This window comes from Planctomycetota bacterium, from assembly GCA_016125255.1.
Lineage (GTDB): Bacteria > Planctomycetota > Phycisphaerae > Phycisphaerales > Zrk34 > RI-421.
This window is the reverse complement of record WGMD01000029.1, coordinates 17,120-34,431: the sequence shown is the minus strand read 5'-3', so window position 1 is coordinate 34,431 and position 17,312 is coordinate 17,120. Positions and strand designations below refer to the sequence as shown.

The following is a 17,312-nucleotide window of genomic DNA, read 5'->3' as shown; positions in this document are numbered from 1 at the left end:
TGGTCAGACGGCTGGATGTTTTGGTTCGGATGGCGGATAATGTGTCGAGCCCTTGCGGGAGGCGTTCGCCGTGGATCAGAGCCAGGTCGGGATTTCGCAGTTTCGCGGACACGTCATGCGTGTGATGAGCATGCGTTTCGCCCTTGCGGGCATGGCGGCGTGGTTGCTGCTGCTGGGCACGGTCGTGCTCGTGTCGCGGGCGGCGGTCGGCGTGGCGCGGGAGCCCATGTTGTGGGGCTTCGCGGGGTTGGTGCCGGTCTTGATCGGGGCGATGGCGATGGCGCGGCGGCGCGTGCCGGAGGCGGCGAGCGTGCGGGCGCTATTGGATCGTCACGGGCGTGCGGGCGGATTGATCATGGCGGCCAACGAGACGCCGCTGGGGGAATGGGGGGCGCGGACGCCGCAGGTGCGCGGGCCGCGGGTTGAGTGGCGGAGCGGCAGGGCGTGGACATTGCTTTGGTGTGCGATGGCGTTCGCGGCGGTGAGCTTCGCGGTGCCGCAGCGACTGATGACGATTCACGCGCCGCGTCCGCTGGACATCGGCGACCAGGCCGACAAGATCGCCGAGCAGATCGACACGCTCAAGGAAGAGAAAGTCATCGACGAGAAGCGGGCCGACGAGCTGACCGAGAAGCTCGAACAGGTCAAGGCGGAGGCGTCGGCGGACGATCCGGTCAAGACATGGGAATCGCTCGATCATCTGAAGGACACGCTCGAGAAGGCCGCACAGCAGGCGGCGGAGCAGGGCGTGGCGCAGACGCAGAAGATGGCGCAGGCGCAGGCGCTGGCGGAAGCGGTGGCGGCGGATCAGCAGTCGCCTCAGCCGATGCTCGATGCGCAGCTCGCCGCCGCGGCGATGTCGGAGCTGAGTCAGACACTCAAGCAGCTTGCCGACCAGAATCAGCAGTTCAAGGAAGCGCTTAACAAGGAAAAGGCCGACCCGAGCAAGATGACGCCCGACGAGGCGAAGCAGATGAAGCAGGTGTTCCTGAGCGACAAGCTCGATCAGGCCACACTCGACAAGATTCGCGACGCCATGGAAAAGCTCGGCCTCTCGCCCAAACACATGAGCGAGGTCGATGAGAACCGGCTCAAGGAAATCCGCGATGCGCTGACGGACAACAAGATCGACAAGGCGGAGCGCGAGAAGCTCAAGAAGGAACTTGCGGACATGGAGATGGCCAAGTCGGAGCTTGGGCCGATCTCCGACGAGCAGCTTCAGACGCTGGAGCAGGCGCTCAAGGACATGGGACTCAAGGAAGATCAGTTCGCGCTGATCCCCAATGACCAGGCCCAGCGGCTCACCAGCGAGGAGCTCAAGCAGCTTCAGGAACTGATGCAGGCGGCGGCCAACGGCAAGAAGTATCGGCAGATTTACCTCCGCGAAGGCATCGACCCGGCGACGGTGCTCAAGGTGCATCTGGCGCTGATGCGCGTGCAATTCGAGGCGGAGCACACGACGATGGCCGAGCGCGCGGGGGCGAAGCTCATGTGGCAGCTCGCCACGCGGCAGATCGACGAAGCGGCCCTCAAGGGCGGCGAAGGACTGATCGATCCCGAAGGGCTGGCCCCGGCGGTCGAGTCGCTGACCGATCAGCTTCCGCAGATCGCCGAGCAGGCGAAGGCGGCGGGCGTCGTCAGCGACGAACAACTGGCGGACGTCAAGAAGCTGCTCGGCGGGAAACTGCCGTCGGCGAATCAGATCGGCGCGGCCTTAAGCCAGGTCGATCCGGCCATGATGAAAGCCGCCATGGGCGAGGCGGCGAAGCAGATGTCCAATGCCGGCGGGTTCAGTCGGCACGTGGGCATCGTCGATTCGCAGGCGATCGAGTTGATCTGGCGCCTGCTGGCTGACGACTGGCTCGAAGACGACGAGATGCAGATTCTCGAAGCCAAGCTCGAGTCGCATCAACTTGAGGCGAACCAGTTGCCGACGCTCAATGACGAGACGCTTGGGCTCATCGACTCGGCGATGCGCGACCTGCATTTGACGGAAGACGATTATGCGCTGCTTCCTCCGCCGCGGCAGCTTACGCCGGAGGAGCTCAAGCAACTGCTCGCCTCCGCGGGCGCGTGCCAGAACGGCAAGCTGGGGCTTTCGAATCGGATGGGCCGGCTGGTGAAGGTCAAGCTGGTGGACCCGAAGATGCTCAGCAAGATGGGAGAGGCGGGCCAATGCGATTCGAAGGGATTGGCGGCGTTCTTGGCGGAGAACGCGGGCAGTTCGTCGATGTCGTCGATGATGAGCGCGTGGGGCATGCCGGGGCAGGGCGGGATCAGCCGCGGGCGCGGCGATGCGCCGCTCACATGGAAAGACCCGGCCAGCGAGTCCGGCGCCAAGTTCACGCAGCAGGAATTGCCTGAAGCGGACATGGACGCACTCAAGAAGAGCCAGATGGTCGGCGTGAGTCTGGGCGCGCCGCAGCTTGTGGATGCCAAACCGGTCACCGCGTCGGGCGCCCTGTCGGGAACCGACGCCGGCGGGGGCTCGGCTGTGAAGCAAACCGTTCTGCCCAAGCATCGCGCGGCGGTGCAGGCGTACTTTCAGCGTGAGTAATTCGTCCATGAATCAGGCGACGCTTCTCCAACCCGCCGAACTCGAGCCCGCGTCTCAGGTCACCGGCAAACTGCTCGAACAACTGGATCGCATACTTCTGGGCCGCGCCGATGTGCATCGCATGGTGCTCGTCGGCATCCTGGCACGGGGGCACATTCTGCTCGAAGGTCTGCCGGGCGTGGGCAAGACCGCGCTGGTCAAAGCGCTGGGCGAACTGATGCATCTTCAGTTCGGCAGCGTGCAGTTCACGCCCGACCTCATGCCCGGCGACATCCTCGGCAATCACATCCTCCAGGAAGACGCGCAGGGTCAGCGCCAGATGGTCTTCCAGCCCGGTCCGGTGTTCACCAACCTCCTGCTCGCCGACGAAATCAACCGCGCTTCGCCCAAGACGCAGTCGGCGATGCTCGAAGCGATGCAGGAGCGCAGCGTCACGCTCATGGGCGTCACCCGCAAGCTGCCCGACCCGTTCTTCGTGCTTGCTTCGCAGAACCCCATCGAACTGGAAGGGACGTATCCGCTGCCCGAAGCGCAGCTCGATCGCTTCCTCTTCAAGCTGCACGTCGGCGACGTGAACGCGGAAGTGCTCGAGAAGATCATCGGCACGCGCCGCCGGGGCGAGACGCCCAAGGCGGAATGGGCCATGAGCGATCAAGATCTCCACACTCTTTTCGCCGTGATGGACCGCATCTTCTTGCCCAAGCCGGTCGCGCGTTACATCGCCCGGCTTGTGTCGGCGACGCATCCGGGCAACGCGGAGGCGACGGATCAGGTGACGCAATATGTGTCGTACGGCGCGTCGCCACGTGCGGCGATTGCGATGGCAGAGGCATCGCGCGGGTACGCCCTGCTTGCCGGGCGTCCGACGGTCGGGTTCGAGGATGTGCGGGCCATCGCCGCCGCGGTCCTCAATCACCGCATGATCCTCAACTACAAAGCCCGCTTCGACAAGGTCGGAACGCGCGACGTGATCGCCGGCCTGCTCGAACAGATGGACGAAACCGGGCTGAATCTTCCCGCCGACATGCAGATTTCCGGAGCGGCGCAATCCACATGATCCAATCACGATGGTCCATCAGGCGCCGGCGGGTTCTCGCCGGGGCGTGTCTCTTGATGTCTCTGATCGCGCGAAGCGCGAACGCGGAAACATTCGATGATCTGGAGATCACGCAGCAGTCCTATCCCGCCGGCGACACCGAGCACAGCTACGCCGAATATGCGTTCACGGTGGTGAACCACTCCGCCAAGTCGTCGCATGAGGTGACGCTGTTCGCACCGCGCGAGCAGGGGTACAACGCGGGCCTTTACCGCATGAGCCGCACGGTGACGGTCGCTGCGGGCGCGACGGTGCATGTGAGTCTGCTCCAGCCGCCGCTGGCGATCACGGGCAACAGCGTGGGCGTGACGATCGACGGCCGCGTCAGCCGCAAGACGCTGCACGGCGGCGGGTTCAGTCATATGGACTCCGCCAGCTACGCGGGCATCTACGGGTACGGCGGATACGGCGGCGGCGGGTCGCCGGTCACGATGGAGTTCTTCATCTCCAACACCATGAACCAGACCGACCTTGAGCGCAGCTACGACGCCGCCTATCCGGCGCCTGCGAGCGGATACAGCGGCTACGGCCGACACAGCGGATCAACGCGCGAATTCATCCGCAGCGATGTGCCGACGAGTGCATGGGGCGATCAATGGCTGGCGTACTCGCGGTTCGATGCGGTGATGGTCACGGCGCCGGAGATGAGCAAGCTCACGCAGCCGGCCTTCAACGCGCTGCAAAACTATGTCGAAGTGGGCGGATCGCTGATCGTCGTCGGCGACTACACCCCGCCGGCCGATTGGCGGAGCACGCCGGTGCGGCTCAATGCCGGCAATACGCGCTACTTCCTCGGCTTCGGCGTTGTGCAGGTCATTGCCGGAGACAATCCCGGCAAGTGGAACATCAGTCAGTGGTCCGCCGTCACACAGATCGCCAGCGCTTCCGCTGCGCCCTACGCGGGCGTCATGACCGTCAGCGACGCCAACAAGGCGATGCCCGTCATTGAAAACATCGGCGTGCCGGTGCGCGGGCTCTTCGTGTTGATGCTGCTGTTCGCCGTGCTTATTGGGCCGGTCAATCTCGTGGTGCTGAGCAGGATGAAACGGCGGATATGGCTGCTGTGGACCGTGCCGGCGATTTCATTCGTGGCCTGCGCCGCGGTGTTCACTTACAACTTCCTCGCCGAGGGCTGGACGCCGCACCGCCGCGCTCAGACGATCACCATTCTCGATCAGCGGACGCACCGTGCGGCGACGATCGGATGGACCGCGTTCTACGCCCCGATCGCGCCCGGCGACGGCCTGCATTTCAGCTACGATACCGAACTGATCCCGCAGATACGCAGCGCCAACTACAACGAAGGCGGCCAGCTTCGCGGCATCGACTGGACGACGGATCAGCATCTTGAAAGCGGATGGGTCACATCGCGCGTCCCGGCTCATTTCCGCCTCCGCAAGCCGCATTTGGAACGTCAGCGCATCGCCGTCGCCGTCGAGCCCGACGGCACGCTGACCGCCACCAACGGGTTCACCGCCGATCTCCGCCGGTTCTACTACGTGCACACCGACGGCAAGGCGTACGCCGCCGAGCATGTCGCCGCGGGGGCGAAGATGAACCTCGAGCCGTCGAAGATGAAGATCGCCTCGACGCCCGAGAGCCGCCGCATGATCTTCGGATCCAACTGGCTCGATTCGGAAATTCTATACAACGGCGAGAACGAAACCGTGCCGATGTTGGGACAGGGCGAATACCTGGCGGTGCTCGACAACGCGATTTTCCTGGAACCCGGCCTCGAAGGCGCGGCCGTGCGTCCTTCAACCAGTCTTGTCTACGGCATCACGGAGCTCGCACCACGATGAAAGTCGAAGTGACCCATCTTCAGCGATACTTCGGCACGACCAAGGCCGTCGATGACATCAGCTTCAGCTTCGAGTCGGGCCAGATCTTCGGCTTCGTCGGACCCAACGGCGCGGGCAAGACCACCACGATGCGCATCCTCGCCACGCTTGACGAACCGACCGCCGGCGACGCGACGATCAACGGGCACAGCGTCGTGGAGCGCCCCGAGCACGCCCGACGCATGATCGGGTACATGCCCGACGCGCTGCCCGTGCACCGCGACATCTCCGTGCATGAATACATCGACTTCTTCGCCCGGGCCTACGGCATTCACTCGCCCAAGCGCCAGCAGGTCGTCGAAAGCGTCGAGGAGTTCACGAACCTGATGGGCATCCGTCACAAGATGCTCAATGCGCTGAGCAAAGGCATGAAGCAGCGCGTATCGCTGGCGCGGGCGCTGGTGCATGATCCGCCGCTTTTGATCATGGACGAACCCGCCGCGGGGCTGGACCCGCGGGCGCGCGTCGAGCTGCGCGAGCTTTTGAAGATACTCTCCAAGCAGGGCAAGGCGATCCTCATCAGCTCGCACATCCTCACGGAGCTGGCTGAAATCTGCGACGGCGCGGTGATCATCGAAAAGGGCCGCATCCTTCGCGCCGGCACGCTCGCGACGATCGAACACGGCGAAGGCGCCGCGCCGCACCGGACGATGATCATCCGTCCCTTCGGCGACCCGCAAGTGCTCTGCAAGGCGCTGCTGGAGATGCCCAATGTCAACGCCGCCCGACTCGCCGGGCCGAGCGTCGAAGCTGACGTGCTCGGCGACGAGGAAACCTGCTGCGACCTGCTCGCCGAGCTGCTCCGCCGCAACTTCCGAATCGCCGAATTCCGCCAGCGTCAGGCGGACCTTGAGGAACTGTTCATGACCATCACCAGCGGAGAAGTCCAGTGAGCGCGTTCAACACGGTGATGACGAAGCTCGACGACCGGATGAACCCGATCGTCGTCAAGGAGCTGCGGCAGGCGGTGGCGGGGCGGTTCGTCGCATCAGTTCTGATGCTGTTCCTGATCGTGCAGATGGTCACGATCGGCCTGTTCCTGCTCATGGAGGACATGGACGCGTCGGACTTCACCGGCGGGCGCGATGTGTTCATCACGCTCATGGCGATCCTGCTCGGGACCTGCCTCCTGTTCATCCCCGCGTACGCCTCGCTGCGGCTCAACGCCGAGCGGTCCGACACGCATGTCGATCTGCTGTACGTCACCACGATCCGCCCGCGATCGATCATCTGGGGCAAATTTCTGTCCGCGCTGATCATCACGGTGCTCATCTACTCGGCCTGCATGCCGTTCATGTCGCTGACGTTCCTCTTGCGCGGGATCGACCTGCCGACGATTTTCCTGCTGTTGGCGATCGATTTCGTCGTGGTCGCGACATGCGTGATGTTCTCGCTGTTTCTGGCTTGTATCCCGGCGAATCGCGTGCTCAAGTCGCTGATGGCGCTGTCGGGCCTGGCGGCATTGATTATCACGTACGGATTCACGATCGGCATCACCTCCACCTACATCATGTTCGGCGGCCGAACCGGCGGCGGCGCCTGGGACTTCTGGGCGCCGATTGTGACTATCGTACTGTGCCTTCTGGCGTCGACAGGTCTGCTCTTCACGCTCGCGGTCGCCATGGTCAGCCCGCCCACATCCAATCGGGCGCTGTCCGTTCGGCTGTATCTGATGAGCGTCTGGCTCATCATGGGCCTGTTCTGCTTCGGCTGGAGCTATGCGGTGGGCGATCTGGAACCGGTGGTGTTCTGGCTGTGCATCGCCTCGGTCGTGGCGTGCGCGGCGATCCTTGTCTGCGTCAGCGAGCGCGATCAGATCGGACCCCGCATTCAAAGCATGATTCCCCGATTCGGTCTGCTGCGTTTGGGCGCGTTCGTGCTCTATAGTGGCGCGGCGGGGGGAATCGTATGGATCCTCCTCATGTCGGCGGCGACGTTCGGGGCGGCCTGGTGGTGGAGCATCCAGTTCTCATCATTCTCGCATCGATCCGACTTCGTCGACGTCATCAGCGCGATGATGCCGCTCGTCGGATATTTCGGAGCGTACGCGCTGACGGCGCTGTTCATCCGACACTGGCTCCTGCGCCGGTTCATTACGCCCAGCAATACCTACGCATTGGCGCTGATCATCATGGCGATCGGCACGATGGTGCCGTTCATCGTCGCGCTGTTGGCGGCGGATCGGCCGTGGGAGCGCCTGCCCGTGGGTTGGTTCATCACCGTGCCGTTCATGGTGTTTCAGGATCGTCACCTTTACGAAGCGCAGGTCACGGCGTCGATCTGGCTGGGCGTGTCGTTCGTGCTCAACCTCCGGTTCATCCTCTCGAGCTTCGCCGCGTTCAAGCCGCTGGAGACGGCGGCCCCGGTCGCCGAGGCGGCGGCGCCGACGCAGGCGGTGAGCTGATTCATGCGTGAGGCGTTGCGGCAATCTCTGATCGCGGGAGAGACGGCGGGGGCGCGCTACGCCCTGTCGATGCCACGGCGCGTGCCGATGGGCCTCACTGGGGCGCAGGTCGGACAACACGCCGGTTCGAGTCTCGAATTCAAGGAACATCGCGAGTATCAACCGGGCGACGATCTTCGCCGCATCGACTGGTCCGCCTACGCCCGCAGCGATCGGCTCAACATCAAGCTCTACCGCGAGGAGGTCACGCCGCACGTGGACCTGCTTATCGACGGGTCGGCCTCGATGGACCTGCCCGACAGCCGCAAGGCCGAAGGCACGCTGGGCGCCGCGGCGTCGATCACGGCGGCGGCGACGAACAGCTCGTACACCCATGCGACCTATCTCGCCGGCGAAGGATGCACGCCGGTATTGCGTGGCGCGGACGCACCGACCTTGTGGGATCATGTCGATTTCACTCACGCCGGCTCGCTGGCGGAGTCGATGCAACAGGCCCCGCCGTCATGGCGCTCGCAATCGATCCGTGTCATCATCAGCGACCTGCTGTTCATGAGCGACCCGCTGGCGGTGCTCGCGCCGATCGCGGCGCGGGCGTCGGTGCTCCTCGTCGTGCAGGTGTTGGCGCAGGCGGACGTCGATCCGCCGCAGCGCGGAAGCGTCCGGCTCGCCGACAGCGAGACGGGCGAACTGCGCGAAGTGTTCATCGACGCCGGCGCGCAGGAACGCTATCGCGCCGCGCTGGCCCAGCATCAGGAAAACTGGAGCCGGGCCGCGACGCAGGTCGGCGCGACGATGGTGACGATCGTGGCGGAACGGCTGCTGGCGACATGGGATATGAGTCCGCTCATCGAGGCGGCGGTGATGAGGGTGCCCTGATGCCGACGCTGATGGCTCCACTGGCGCTGATCGGTCTGGCGTCGCTGCCGGCGCTGGCGGCGATCTATTACCTGCGCAATCGGTATCGGCGGCAGACCGTGTCGAGTCTGATGCTCTGGGAGCATCTGACGCAGGCGCGCGAGGGCGGGATGCGCATGCAGCGTTTGCAGACGCCGCTGCTGTTTCTGCTGGAGCTGCTCGCGCTGTCGATGCTCACGCTGGCGGCGACCGGGCCGCGCGCGATGATCAGCACGACGAGATTGCCGCTGGTGGTCGTACTCGATGATTCATATTCCATGCAGGCGGCGGGGACGAAGAAGGCGACGGCGCGCGAGGAGGCGATCGACGCGATTCACGATGAATACGACCGGGGCCGGTACAACGTGCGGTTCGTACTGGCGGGAGCCGAACCGCAGATGCTCGGCGATGCGGTGTCGGATCGTGCGGCGATGGACCGGTTGCTCGAACAGTGGCGATGCGCCGCCCCGCGGGCGGACATCGACCGGGCGGTCGCCTTGGCGAGCGAACTGGGCGGCACAGTCGGGCGCGTCCTGGTGCTGACCGATCACGCGCCGATCGAAGCGCCCAAAGGCGGCAAGGTGCAATGGTGGGCCTTCGGGCGCGAAAGGCCGAATGTGGCGTTTGTCAGCGCCTCGCGCTCGTCCGACCTCGATGCACCGCGATGCCTCTTTGAAATCGTCAATCGCGGCGATGCGAAGGCGCATGTGCCCTTGCGCATCGACATGGTCGGTGATGACAAGCAGCGTCATGCGGTTCACGCTTCGACGATCGACTTGGACGCGGGGCAAACCAAGTCGGTGTTCATCGACATCAAACCGGATATGCCGACGCTCGTCGCGACGCTTGGGGCGAACGATCTGGCGATCGATAATGAGGTGACGCTGTTGCCGGCCAATCAGCGGGTCGTGCGCGTAGGGCTGGCGATCAATGATGCGAAGCTGCGCGGGCGCGTCGAGCGCGCCATCGCGGCGTCGCCGCAGGCGCTGATGACGACCAGCGGCGTGCAACTGCTCATCACGGACCATACGGTTCCGCAGACAGGCGCATGGACGCTTCAGATCGATGCCGAGTCGGACGCCGCGGCCTATGTCGGCCCTTTCGTGATCGACCGCGTGCATCCGTTGGCGGAGGGACTGTCGCTGGCAGGCATGATCTGGGCGGCGGGCAAGTCGGAGAATCTGCCGGGACGCCCGATCATCATGGCGGGGAATGTACCGCTGCTGAGTGATGTGGAGTTTCCCACGGGGCGGCACGAGCTGCACCTGCGACTGCGGGCCGATCTGTCGACGATCGTCGATTCGCCCAACTGGCCCATTCTTTTCTGGAACCTCGTGGCATGGCGGGGCGAGCATGTGCCGGGGCTGGAGCGGACGAATCTGCGGCTCGGTGAGGACGCGGCGTGGACTACCGACGCGATCACACAAGATGTGAAGCTCACCGATCCGGACGGCAAGACGCGGACGATTCCGCTTGCCGGCGATCGGGTCACGATTCCGACGCGCCTGCCGGGCGTGTACACGATCGAATCGCCGCGCGGTATGGAGCGCTTCGTCGTCAACGTGCTCGATCGCGATGAATCGGATCTGTCGCATCGTCATGCCGATCGACTCGGCGACTGGGCGGAGGCGCCGACGCTGCGGTGGGACTATCAGTCGGTGGCGTGGGTGTTCGGACTCATCGCTGCGGGGCTTCTGACGGGGCATCTGTATCTTGTCGGCCGCAGCGCCAGGCAGGGGAGTCTGTCATGATCACGCTGCTGACGCCGATCTGGTTGCTGCTGGCGCTGCCCCTGGGGCTTTCGCTGTGGGTCTGGCGCATGCCGACGCGCGTGCTGACGGTGATGCGGATCATCACGGTGGCGCTGGTGCTTGCCGGATTGGCGAGCGTGGCGGTGCGTCTGCCGAGCCGGTCGGGGACGGTCATCGTCGTCGCGGACCGGTCGCTGTCGATGCCGGGCGAGGCGGGGCGATCGGAGCTCGAATCGATCGGACTTGTGCACAAGAAGCTTCGCGGCAATGACCAACTGGGCGTCGTGACCTTCGGGCGCATCGCCGCCACGGAACAGGCCCCGCAGACGAGTGTGCTTAGCGCATTCGCCAACGATGTCGGCGACGACGCTTCGAATCTGCACGATGCGATTGACCGGGCGTTGTCGCTGATCCCGCCCGACGGACCGGGGCGCGTGTTGGTGCTCAGCGACGGTCGATGGACCGGCAAGGACCCCTCCGCCGGTGCGGCCCGCGCGGCGGCGCGCGGGGTCGGCATCGACTACCGCAGCATCGAGCGCCCCGCCACCAGCGACCTGGCCATCGCGTCGATCGATGCGCCGATGAGCGTCAACCCGCGCGAGGTGTACATGATCACCGCGTGGGTGTAGGCGCCCGTGCCGCAGCAGATCACCTATGAGCTGCGCCGCGGCGATCGAAGCATCGCGGCGGGGCGGCGCACTGTGCCGGCGGGATTGACCCGGCTGACGTTCCGCGATGCCGTCGATGAGCCGTCGACCGCCGTGTATTCGCTTCATGTGCAGGGCGACGGGCTCGACCCCGTACCGGAGAACAACACCGCACGCCTGCTCGTCGGCGTCGAGGGCCCCAAGCCGATGATCCTTGTCACCGAAAAGACGGAATCGGGTCTCGCGCGTCTGCTCCGCGCCGGCGGACTCGATGTGCAGGCGATCAAACCCGATGAGGCCAAGTGGGAGCTGGAGGATCTGTCGAGCTATTCGTCCGTGATGATCGAAGACGTCCCCGCCGGCCGTATTGGCTTGGCGGGGATGAACAATCTGGCGGCATGGGTCAAAGATACCGGCGCCGGGCTGATGCTCAGCGGAGGGCAAACATCTTACGGTCCCGGCGGCTACTTCAAGAGCCCGCTCGATCCGATCATGCCTGTGTCGATGGAGCTTCGCCGCGAGCACCGCAAGCTGTCGATCGCCATCGTCATCGCCATGGACCGTTCCGGTTCGATGGCGATGACCGTACCGGGCGGGCGGACGAAGATGGATCTGGCGGACCTGGCGGCGGTGCAGGTCGTGGACATGCTCACGCCGATGGATGAACTGGGCGTGCTGGCGGTTGATTCGGAGTCGCATGAGATCAGTCCGCTCGCGCCGCTGTCGGACCCGCAGGCGGTGCGCAACCGAATCCTGCGCATCGAATCGATGGGCGGCGGCATCTACATCTATGAAGCCCTCTCGCACGCCGCCGACCTGTTGCAGAAGGCGCAGGCCGGCACGAAACATATCATCCTGTTCGCCGATGCCGCCGACAGCGAAGAGCCCGGCAAATATGAGGAGCTTCTCGCCTACGCCCGCAAGGCGGGGATGACCTGCTCGGTCATCGGCCTCGGCACGCCGCACGACTCCGATGCCGACCTGCTGCGCGACATCGCCCGCCGCGGCGACGGACGCATCTTTTTCACCGAAAATCCAGAAGAATTGCCACGACTTTTCGCGCAGGACACGTTTGTCGTCGCCCGATCGAGCTTCATCGAAGACCCCACCCCCATCAAGCTCACCCCCGGTCTGACCACGCTCACCGGCGTCATCTACAGCGACGCTCCGCCCAACATCGGCGGTTACAACCTGACCTACCTCCGCGACGGCGCGAACCTGAGCGTCGTGACCACCGACGAGTACGCCGCTCCGGTCGTCGCGTCGTGGAACGCCGGTGACGGACGCGTGCTCTGCTACACCGGGCAAATCGACGGCAAGTTCACCGGGCCCATCACCAAGTGGTTGAAGCTCGGCGACACGCTGACGGGACTCGCCCGCTGGACCGCCGGCGAGTCGCGCGGCCTCGGTGACAACATGCTTCTGACGCAGCAGGTGCATGAAGGCATCGCCACCGTGTCGCTGCATCTGGACCCGCAGCGAACGACCAACGCGCTGGCCCATCTTCCGGAGGTCACCATTCTGCGCGGAACCGCCGGCGAAAAGCCACGCGCGGATCGGACGAACATGACCTGGACCTCGCCCGACACGCTCAGCGTCGACTTCGATCTGCGCGGCCGTGAAACCGCCATCGCCACCGTCAATCTCGCCGATCATCCGCCCATCGCCATGCCCCCCGTCACGCTTCCCTATTCGCCCGAGTTCAAGCCCGCCGGCACGGACCGGGGCGCCGCTGCGCTAAGGCGTCTCGCCGCAGCGACGGGCGGCGTCGAGCGCGTCGACCTCGGCGGCATCTGGGACGACCTGCCGCGCCTCCCGCGACTGGTCGACTTGAGCCCGTACATCTTCAGTGCCGCGCTGGGAATTTTCCTTTTGGAGATCCTCGAACGCCGCACCGGCGCAATCGCGTTGCTGCTGACGCGCCGCCCCCGGCACCGCGTAGTGATGAAAGACGAGCCGGAGCCCGCCGCAAAGGCGAGGCCCATGCGACCGCGCCGAGTCGCAGCCGAGTCCGTCGTTCAAGCCAAGCCCCAGACGCCAGCAGATTCGTCCGCTGCCGCCGCGCCAGCTCCGCCGCCTGTCGAACCGGAGCCGACCGGCAGCGTGCTCGACGCATTGGGTCAGGCCCGCCGCCGAGCGCGCGATCGCACGGATCGTTCGGAATGAGGTTGATGAGAGCGGGCCGGGTCATTCATGCGAACAACCGCACCCGCCGCCGCATTCCTCTTCGCCTTCGATTTTCGCCTGGGCCTTAAGCTGATCGACGTGCGCCTGAATGCGCTGATCGCGATGCTCGACCAGGTAATCCTCCGCCACCGCATCGCGCATCTCGTCAAACGGCTTGGGCATCGCCGATTCGCGCTCGGTCAACTTCACAAGGTGCATCCCGAACGGCGAATTGAACACCGGGCTCACCTCGTCGACTTCCATCGAAAACGCCACAATCTCGAATTCCTCCATCAACTCGCCGCGTTTGAAGTATCCCAGATCGACCGGGTCCCCGGCCTTGGCCTTCTGCTCCTCCGTCGCTTCCTCCAGTTCACGCACCTTGTCCGAAATTTCGCGAGCCACCGTCTCGAACGTCTCGCCGCTGAGGATGCGACGTCGGGCTTCGCGAAGCTGCTCATACGCCGGCGCGCGGTCCTCCCCGCGCTTGGGGCTGCGCAGAATGTGCGACGCCCGCACGCGCTCGTCGGTCATGTACCGCTCGACGTTGGCCTCGTAATACTTCCGCAGCCGCGCGTCATCAGGAACCTTGATGTCCGCGCACACCCGGTCGATGAGTTTGCGTACGCGCATGTTCGCCGCAATGTCGCCGCGCAGCATCGGCTCCTGATCGGGCGTGATCCCCGCCGCGGCGAAAAACTGCTCCTCCCCGCCGTGCTCCTGTTTGAGCTGTGCGATCGCCTCGTCGAGTTCTTCCTCGCTGATCGGATCGATATCCTGCTCCGCCTGCTGCGCCAGGAGCACGCGCCCGATGATGTTTCGTTTTGCATAGCCGCGGAATTCCTCGTCGCGTTCGCAGCATCCGTGGTAGGGCGACAGACGCTCGTACGACGCCTTGATGTTTGAAAACTCCTGCTCCAGCAGGTTCTCGTCGATGGCTTGTCCATTGATGATCAGCGACATGATGGCTCTCATTTACCCTGGTTGATCAGAACATACGTGCCGGATTTCCCGGCGACGAAAATATCCGTGCGGCCGTCGCCGTTCAGATCAGCCGTGCGGATCTGCAGGCCCGTGCCGACTTGGCCGACGTCGATCGTGTGACGCGTGAAGGTGCCGCTCTTGCGGTCAATGGTGTAGTAGTAAAGGCACGGCGCATCCATGCCGCCGGGGTCTTTGCCGTTGTGCGCGAACTTGCGCTTGCCCGTGATGAGTTCGGGCTGGCCGTCCCCGTCGAGGTCCGCCAGCGCCAGACTGTGCGGCTGCGAGTATTCCTTGTCGATCAGATGCTCCTGCCACTGCAATTTCCCATCCGCCGTCGGCGCGATCTGCTCGCGCCAGAACAGGCCGTAATCATGCCCGAGGCCGTAGATGATGTCATTGCGCCCGTCGCCGTTGACGTCCATCACGAGCATGGGGCAGCTCGCGTGCAGGTGCCAGTCCGCATGGTAGGTCCACGTCTGTTTGAAGGGATCGCCCTCCGGCCGTTCGTACCAGCCCTCGCCCACGAGAATGTCCTCGCGCCCGTTGCCGTTCAGGTCGCCGAAGCCCATGCCGTGTCCGTGCGGGCCTTCGCCGATGACATGCTTGATCGCGTTGAGTTCTCCCTTGGAATTGCGGGCGAGTTGATACACGACGACCGGCGATTTGACGTTCCAACTGTTCGTGATCCAGTCCGGGATGCCGTCGCCGTCGATATCGTGCATGAACGAAAGTTCGTTGGTCTTGTTTTCGGTCCTGATGAATTCCGTGCCCTGCCACAGCGTCTCGCTCGCCAGTCCGTCCTTGCCTGGATTGCGGTACCACTTGACGATCGGGTCCACGAACGCGCCGGCGATGATATCGACATTGCCATCGCCGTCGACGTCCACCGCGAAGTCGCCGTTGCTCGCCACGTAGCCGTTCCAATCATCGATCTGGCGCAGCGGATGCTTCGTGAAGTCCGGTCCTTCGTACCAGAACCGACCGGCGATCAGGTCCGGCTTGCCGTCATTGTTCACGTCGGCGATGTCCGCGCCTTCGTTGTTGTCCACATGAAGCTGCTTCACGGCGAACTTCACCGTGTCGTCAGCGAACAAACCTTGTGCGTACATCAATACCGCGGCGATAATAAACATCCAGCGCATGAAGGACCTCCAGTGGGAAGGCCTCATCATAGCATCGCTGCGTCATTCGTTCAGGCCCAGCACGCTCCGCGCCACCGCCAGCCGTTTCGCATCGCGGTTGCCGAACAGGCCGCGCAGACGCTGATGAATCCGCCCCGCGGCGTGATCGCAGAAGCCCTTGCCGATCGTCAGATCGCGCGCAATGTGCTCGACGCCGCCGTTGCTCTCGGCCGCGACGATCATCGACTGCATCCGGCTCACCACCGCCGTCATCGCATACAACTCCACCGCCGCCCATGCCACGCGCTGCTGCAAAAGCTGCATGTCCAGAATCTTCGTCTGGTGCTTGGCCAGCAGTCGTGTCACGCTCCGCGCCAGTTCGCGCGTCAGCTTCGTGAGCATTCGACCTTCGCGCGCCAGTTTCGGGTGCAGCCCCGTCGCCGCCGGCCCGAGAATTACATCGCGCCATTCGTGCCGGGCGAACGCCTTGAGCCGATCCAGATTCGACCACGGATGCCGCGCCGCCTTGAGCACCTGCTCCAACTCCTCGCCCACGCCTTTCATGCCCATCAGCGCCACGAAGCTCGTCATCACCTCGGTCGCGCCTTCGACGATTCGATTGATGCGGGCGTCGCGCAGCATGCGCTCCAGTCCGCCATCGCGCATGTAGCCCTCGCCGCCGTGGAGCTGCACCGCGTCATCGATGACGCGCCACGACGTTTCAGAGCAGAACAGCTTCGTCGCCGCCGTCTCGAGCATCAGGTCCTCGTCATGCCGATCGACCATGCCCGCCGCCAGGTACGTCATCGCATCCATCGCGAACGTCAGCTCCGCCATGCGCGCGATCTTGTGCTGCACCGCCTCGAAGTCCGCCAGCCGTCGGTCGAACTGCTGCCGACTCTTGACATGTTCGATCGTCTTGTCGAGCGCGACCTTCGCACCGCCGATGCAGCCGGCGCTGAGCGTACACCGCCCGAAGTCCAGCACCGTCAGCGCCACCTTCAGCCCGCGCCCCAGTTCGCCCAGAATGTTCTTCGCCGGCACCTTCATGCGGTTGAACTTGAGCGTCGCCTGCCATGTGCCCCGAATCCCGCACTTGCTGCGGTTGGGTTTGACCACTTCGAAGCCCGGCATGTCCGGCGTAACAATGAAGGCGGTCACTTTGTCATGCTTCGCGCCGTTGATTGTCACCTCGGTCCGCGCCATGACCGTCATCATTCCGGCGAGGGCGCCGTTGGTGATGAACTTCTTTTCGCCGGTGATGAACCACCACTTGCCGTCCTTGCTCGGCTCGGCGCGCGTCTGCACATTCGCCGCGTCCGACCCTGCCTCCGGCTCCGTCAGCGCGAACGCCGCCAGCTTCCTCCCACTCGCCAGGTCCGGCAGATACGTTCGCTTCTGCTCCTCCGTGCCGCTGAGGATCAGGGCCTTGAGGCCGATCGACTGATGCGCCCCGACGAGTACGGCCGTCGAGGAGCAGTACATGGCGATGCGTTCCAGCACGCGGCAGTACGCCGTGTGCGAATACCCGCCGCCGCCGTATTCCTTCGGGACGGTCATGCCCAGCACGCCCAGCTTGCCGAGCCCGCGGATGACGGTCTGCGGGATGCGTTCGGTCTTGTCGATCCGATCCGCATTGACGTGTTCACGCATGTAGCGATCGACCTTGTCGAGCAGTTCGTCCGTACGCTTCGCGTCCGCCGGGTCCTGCTGCGGGTAGGGCATGAGCTTGTCGAGGCGGAGGCGACCGAAGAACAGCGAGCGGAAGAAACCGGTCTCCTGAGCGCCCGACTCCATCAGATCCTTGGCCTTCTCAAGCTGCTGCTGATCGCGTTCGGAAAGCTTGACCAT

Annotated in this window: 12 protein-coding genes; 9 read left to right on the top strand and 3 right to left on the bottom strand. The window is 64.5% G+C overall.

The annotated features are described in order from the left end of the window. Positions 1 to 130 precede the first annotated feature (130 nt). Genes GC162_18185 through GC162_18145 form a run of 9 tightly spaced genes read left to right on the top strand, consistent with a single transcriptional unit; the run spans position 131 to position 13,356 of the window. A complete protein-coding gene (locus GC162_18185) occupies positions 131 to 2,557 on the top strand; it encodes a hypothetical protein (GenBank protein MBI1370570.1) in 2,427 nt (808 codons plus the stop codon). 7 nt (positions 2,558 to 2,564) lie between these two features. Continuing rightward, entirely contained in the window at positions 2,565 to 3,614 is a 1,050-nt protein-coding gene (locus GC162_18180; GenBank protein ID MBI1370569.1) for an AAA domain-containing protein, read from the top strand. 56 nt (positions 3,615 to 3,670) lie between these two features. Further along, positions 3,671 to 5,455: a hypothetical protein gene (locus GC162_18175; protein ID MBI1370568.1), complete on the top strand. Its 1,785-nt coding sequence runs from the start codon at positions 3,671 to 3,673 to the stop codon at positions 5,453 to 5,455. Then, on the top strand, positions 5,452 to 6,387 hold the full coding sequence (locus GC162_18170) for an ATP-binding cassette domain-containing protein (protein MBI1370567.1): 936 nt from the start codon (positions 5,452 to 5,454) through the stop codon (positions 6,385 to 6,387). Before GC162_18175 ends, GC162_18170 begins: the two co-directional genes overlap by 4 nt. After that, positions 6,384 to 7,898 carry a hypothetical protein gene (locus tag GC162_18165; GenBank protein ID MBI1370566.1) on the top strand — a complete coding sequence of 505 codons (1,515 nt, stop codon included), beginning with the start codon at positions 6,384 to 6,386 and terminating at the stop codon, positions 7,896 to 7,898. The genes GC162_18170 and GC162_18165 overlap by 4 nt, the downstream gene beginning before the upstream one ends. 3 nt (positions 7,899 to 7,901) lie before the next feature. Further along, positions 7,902 to 8,774: a DUF58 domain-containing protein gene (locus tag GC162_18160; GenBank protein MBI1370565.1), complete on the top strand. Its 873-nt coding sequence runs from the start codon at positions 7,902 to 7,904 to the stop codon at positions 8,772 to 8,774. Beyond that, entirely contained in the window at positions 8,297 to 10,543 is a 2,247-nt protein-coding gene (locus tag GC162_18155; protein ID MBI1370564.1) for a hypothetical protein, read from the top strand. The genes GC162_18160 and GC162_18155 overlap by 478 nt, the downstream gene beginning before the upstream one ends. Then, complete coding sequence (locus tag GC162_18150) at positions 10,540 to 11,172, top strand: hypothetical protein (protein MBI1370563.1); 633 nt, start codon at positions 10,540 to 10,542, stop codon at positions 11,170 to 11,172. Before GC162_18155 ends, GC162_18150 begins: the two co-directional genes overlap by 4 nt. A 6-nt stretch (positions 11,173 to 11,178) precedes the next feature. Continuing rightward, positions 11,179 to 13,356, top strand: coding sequence for a VWA domain-containing protein (locus tag GC162_18145; protein ID MBI1370562.1), 2,178 nt, complete (start codon positions 11,179 to 11,181; stop codon positions 13,354 to 13,356). A 21-nt stretch (positions 13,357 to 13,377) separates the two neighbouring features. Here GC162_18145 and GC162_18140 read toward each other — a convergent pair whose 3' ends face one another. From GC162_18140 to GC162_18130, 3 genes are all read right to left on the bottom strand, one after another. Then, entirely contained in the window at positions 13,378 to 14,331 is a 954-nt protein-coding gene (locus GC162_18140) for a hypothetical protein (GenBank protein ID MBI1370561.1), read from the bottom strand. Then, positions 14,328 to 15,434 carry a VCBS repeat-containing protein gene (locus GC162_18135; protein ID MBI1370560.1) on the bottom strand — a complete coding sequence of 369 codons (1,107 nt, stop codon included), beginning with the start codon at positions 15,432 to 15,434 and terminating at the stop codon, positions 14,328 to 14,330. The genes GC162_18140 and GC162_18135 overlap by 4 nt, the downstream gene beginning before the upstream one ends. A gap of 90 nt (positions 15,435 to 15,524) precedes the next feature. Further along, positions 15,525 to 17,312 (bottom strand): acyl-CoA dehydrogenase, encoded by a 1,788-nt coding sequence (locus tag GC162_18130; protein MBI1370559.1) that lies wholly within the window; start codon positions 17,310 to 17,312, stop codon positions 15,525 to 15,527.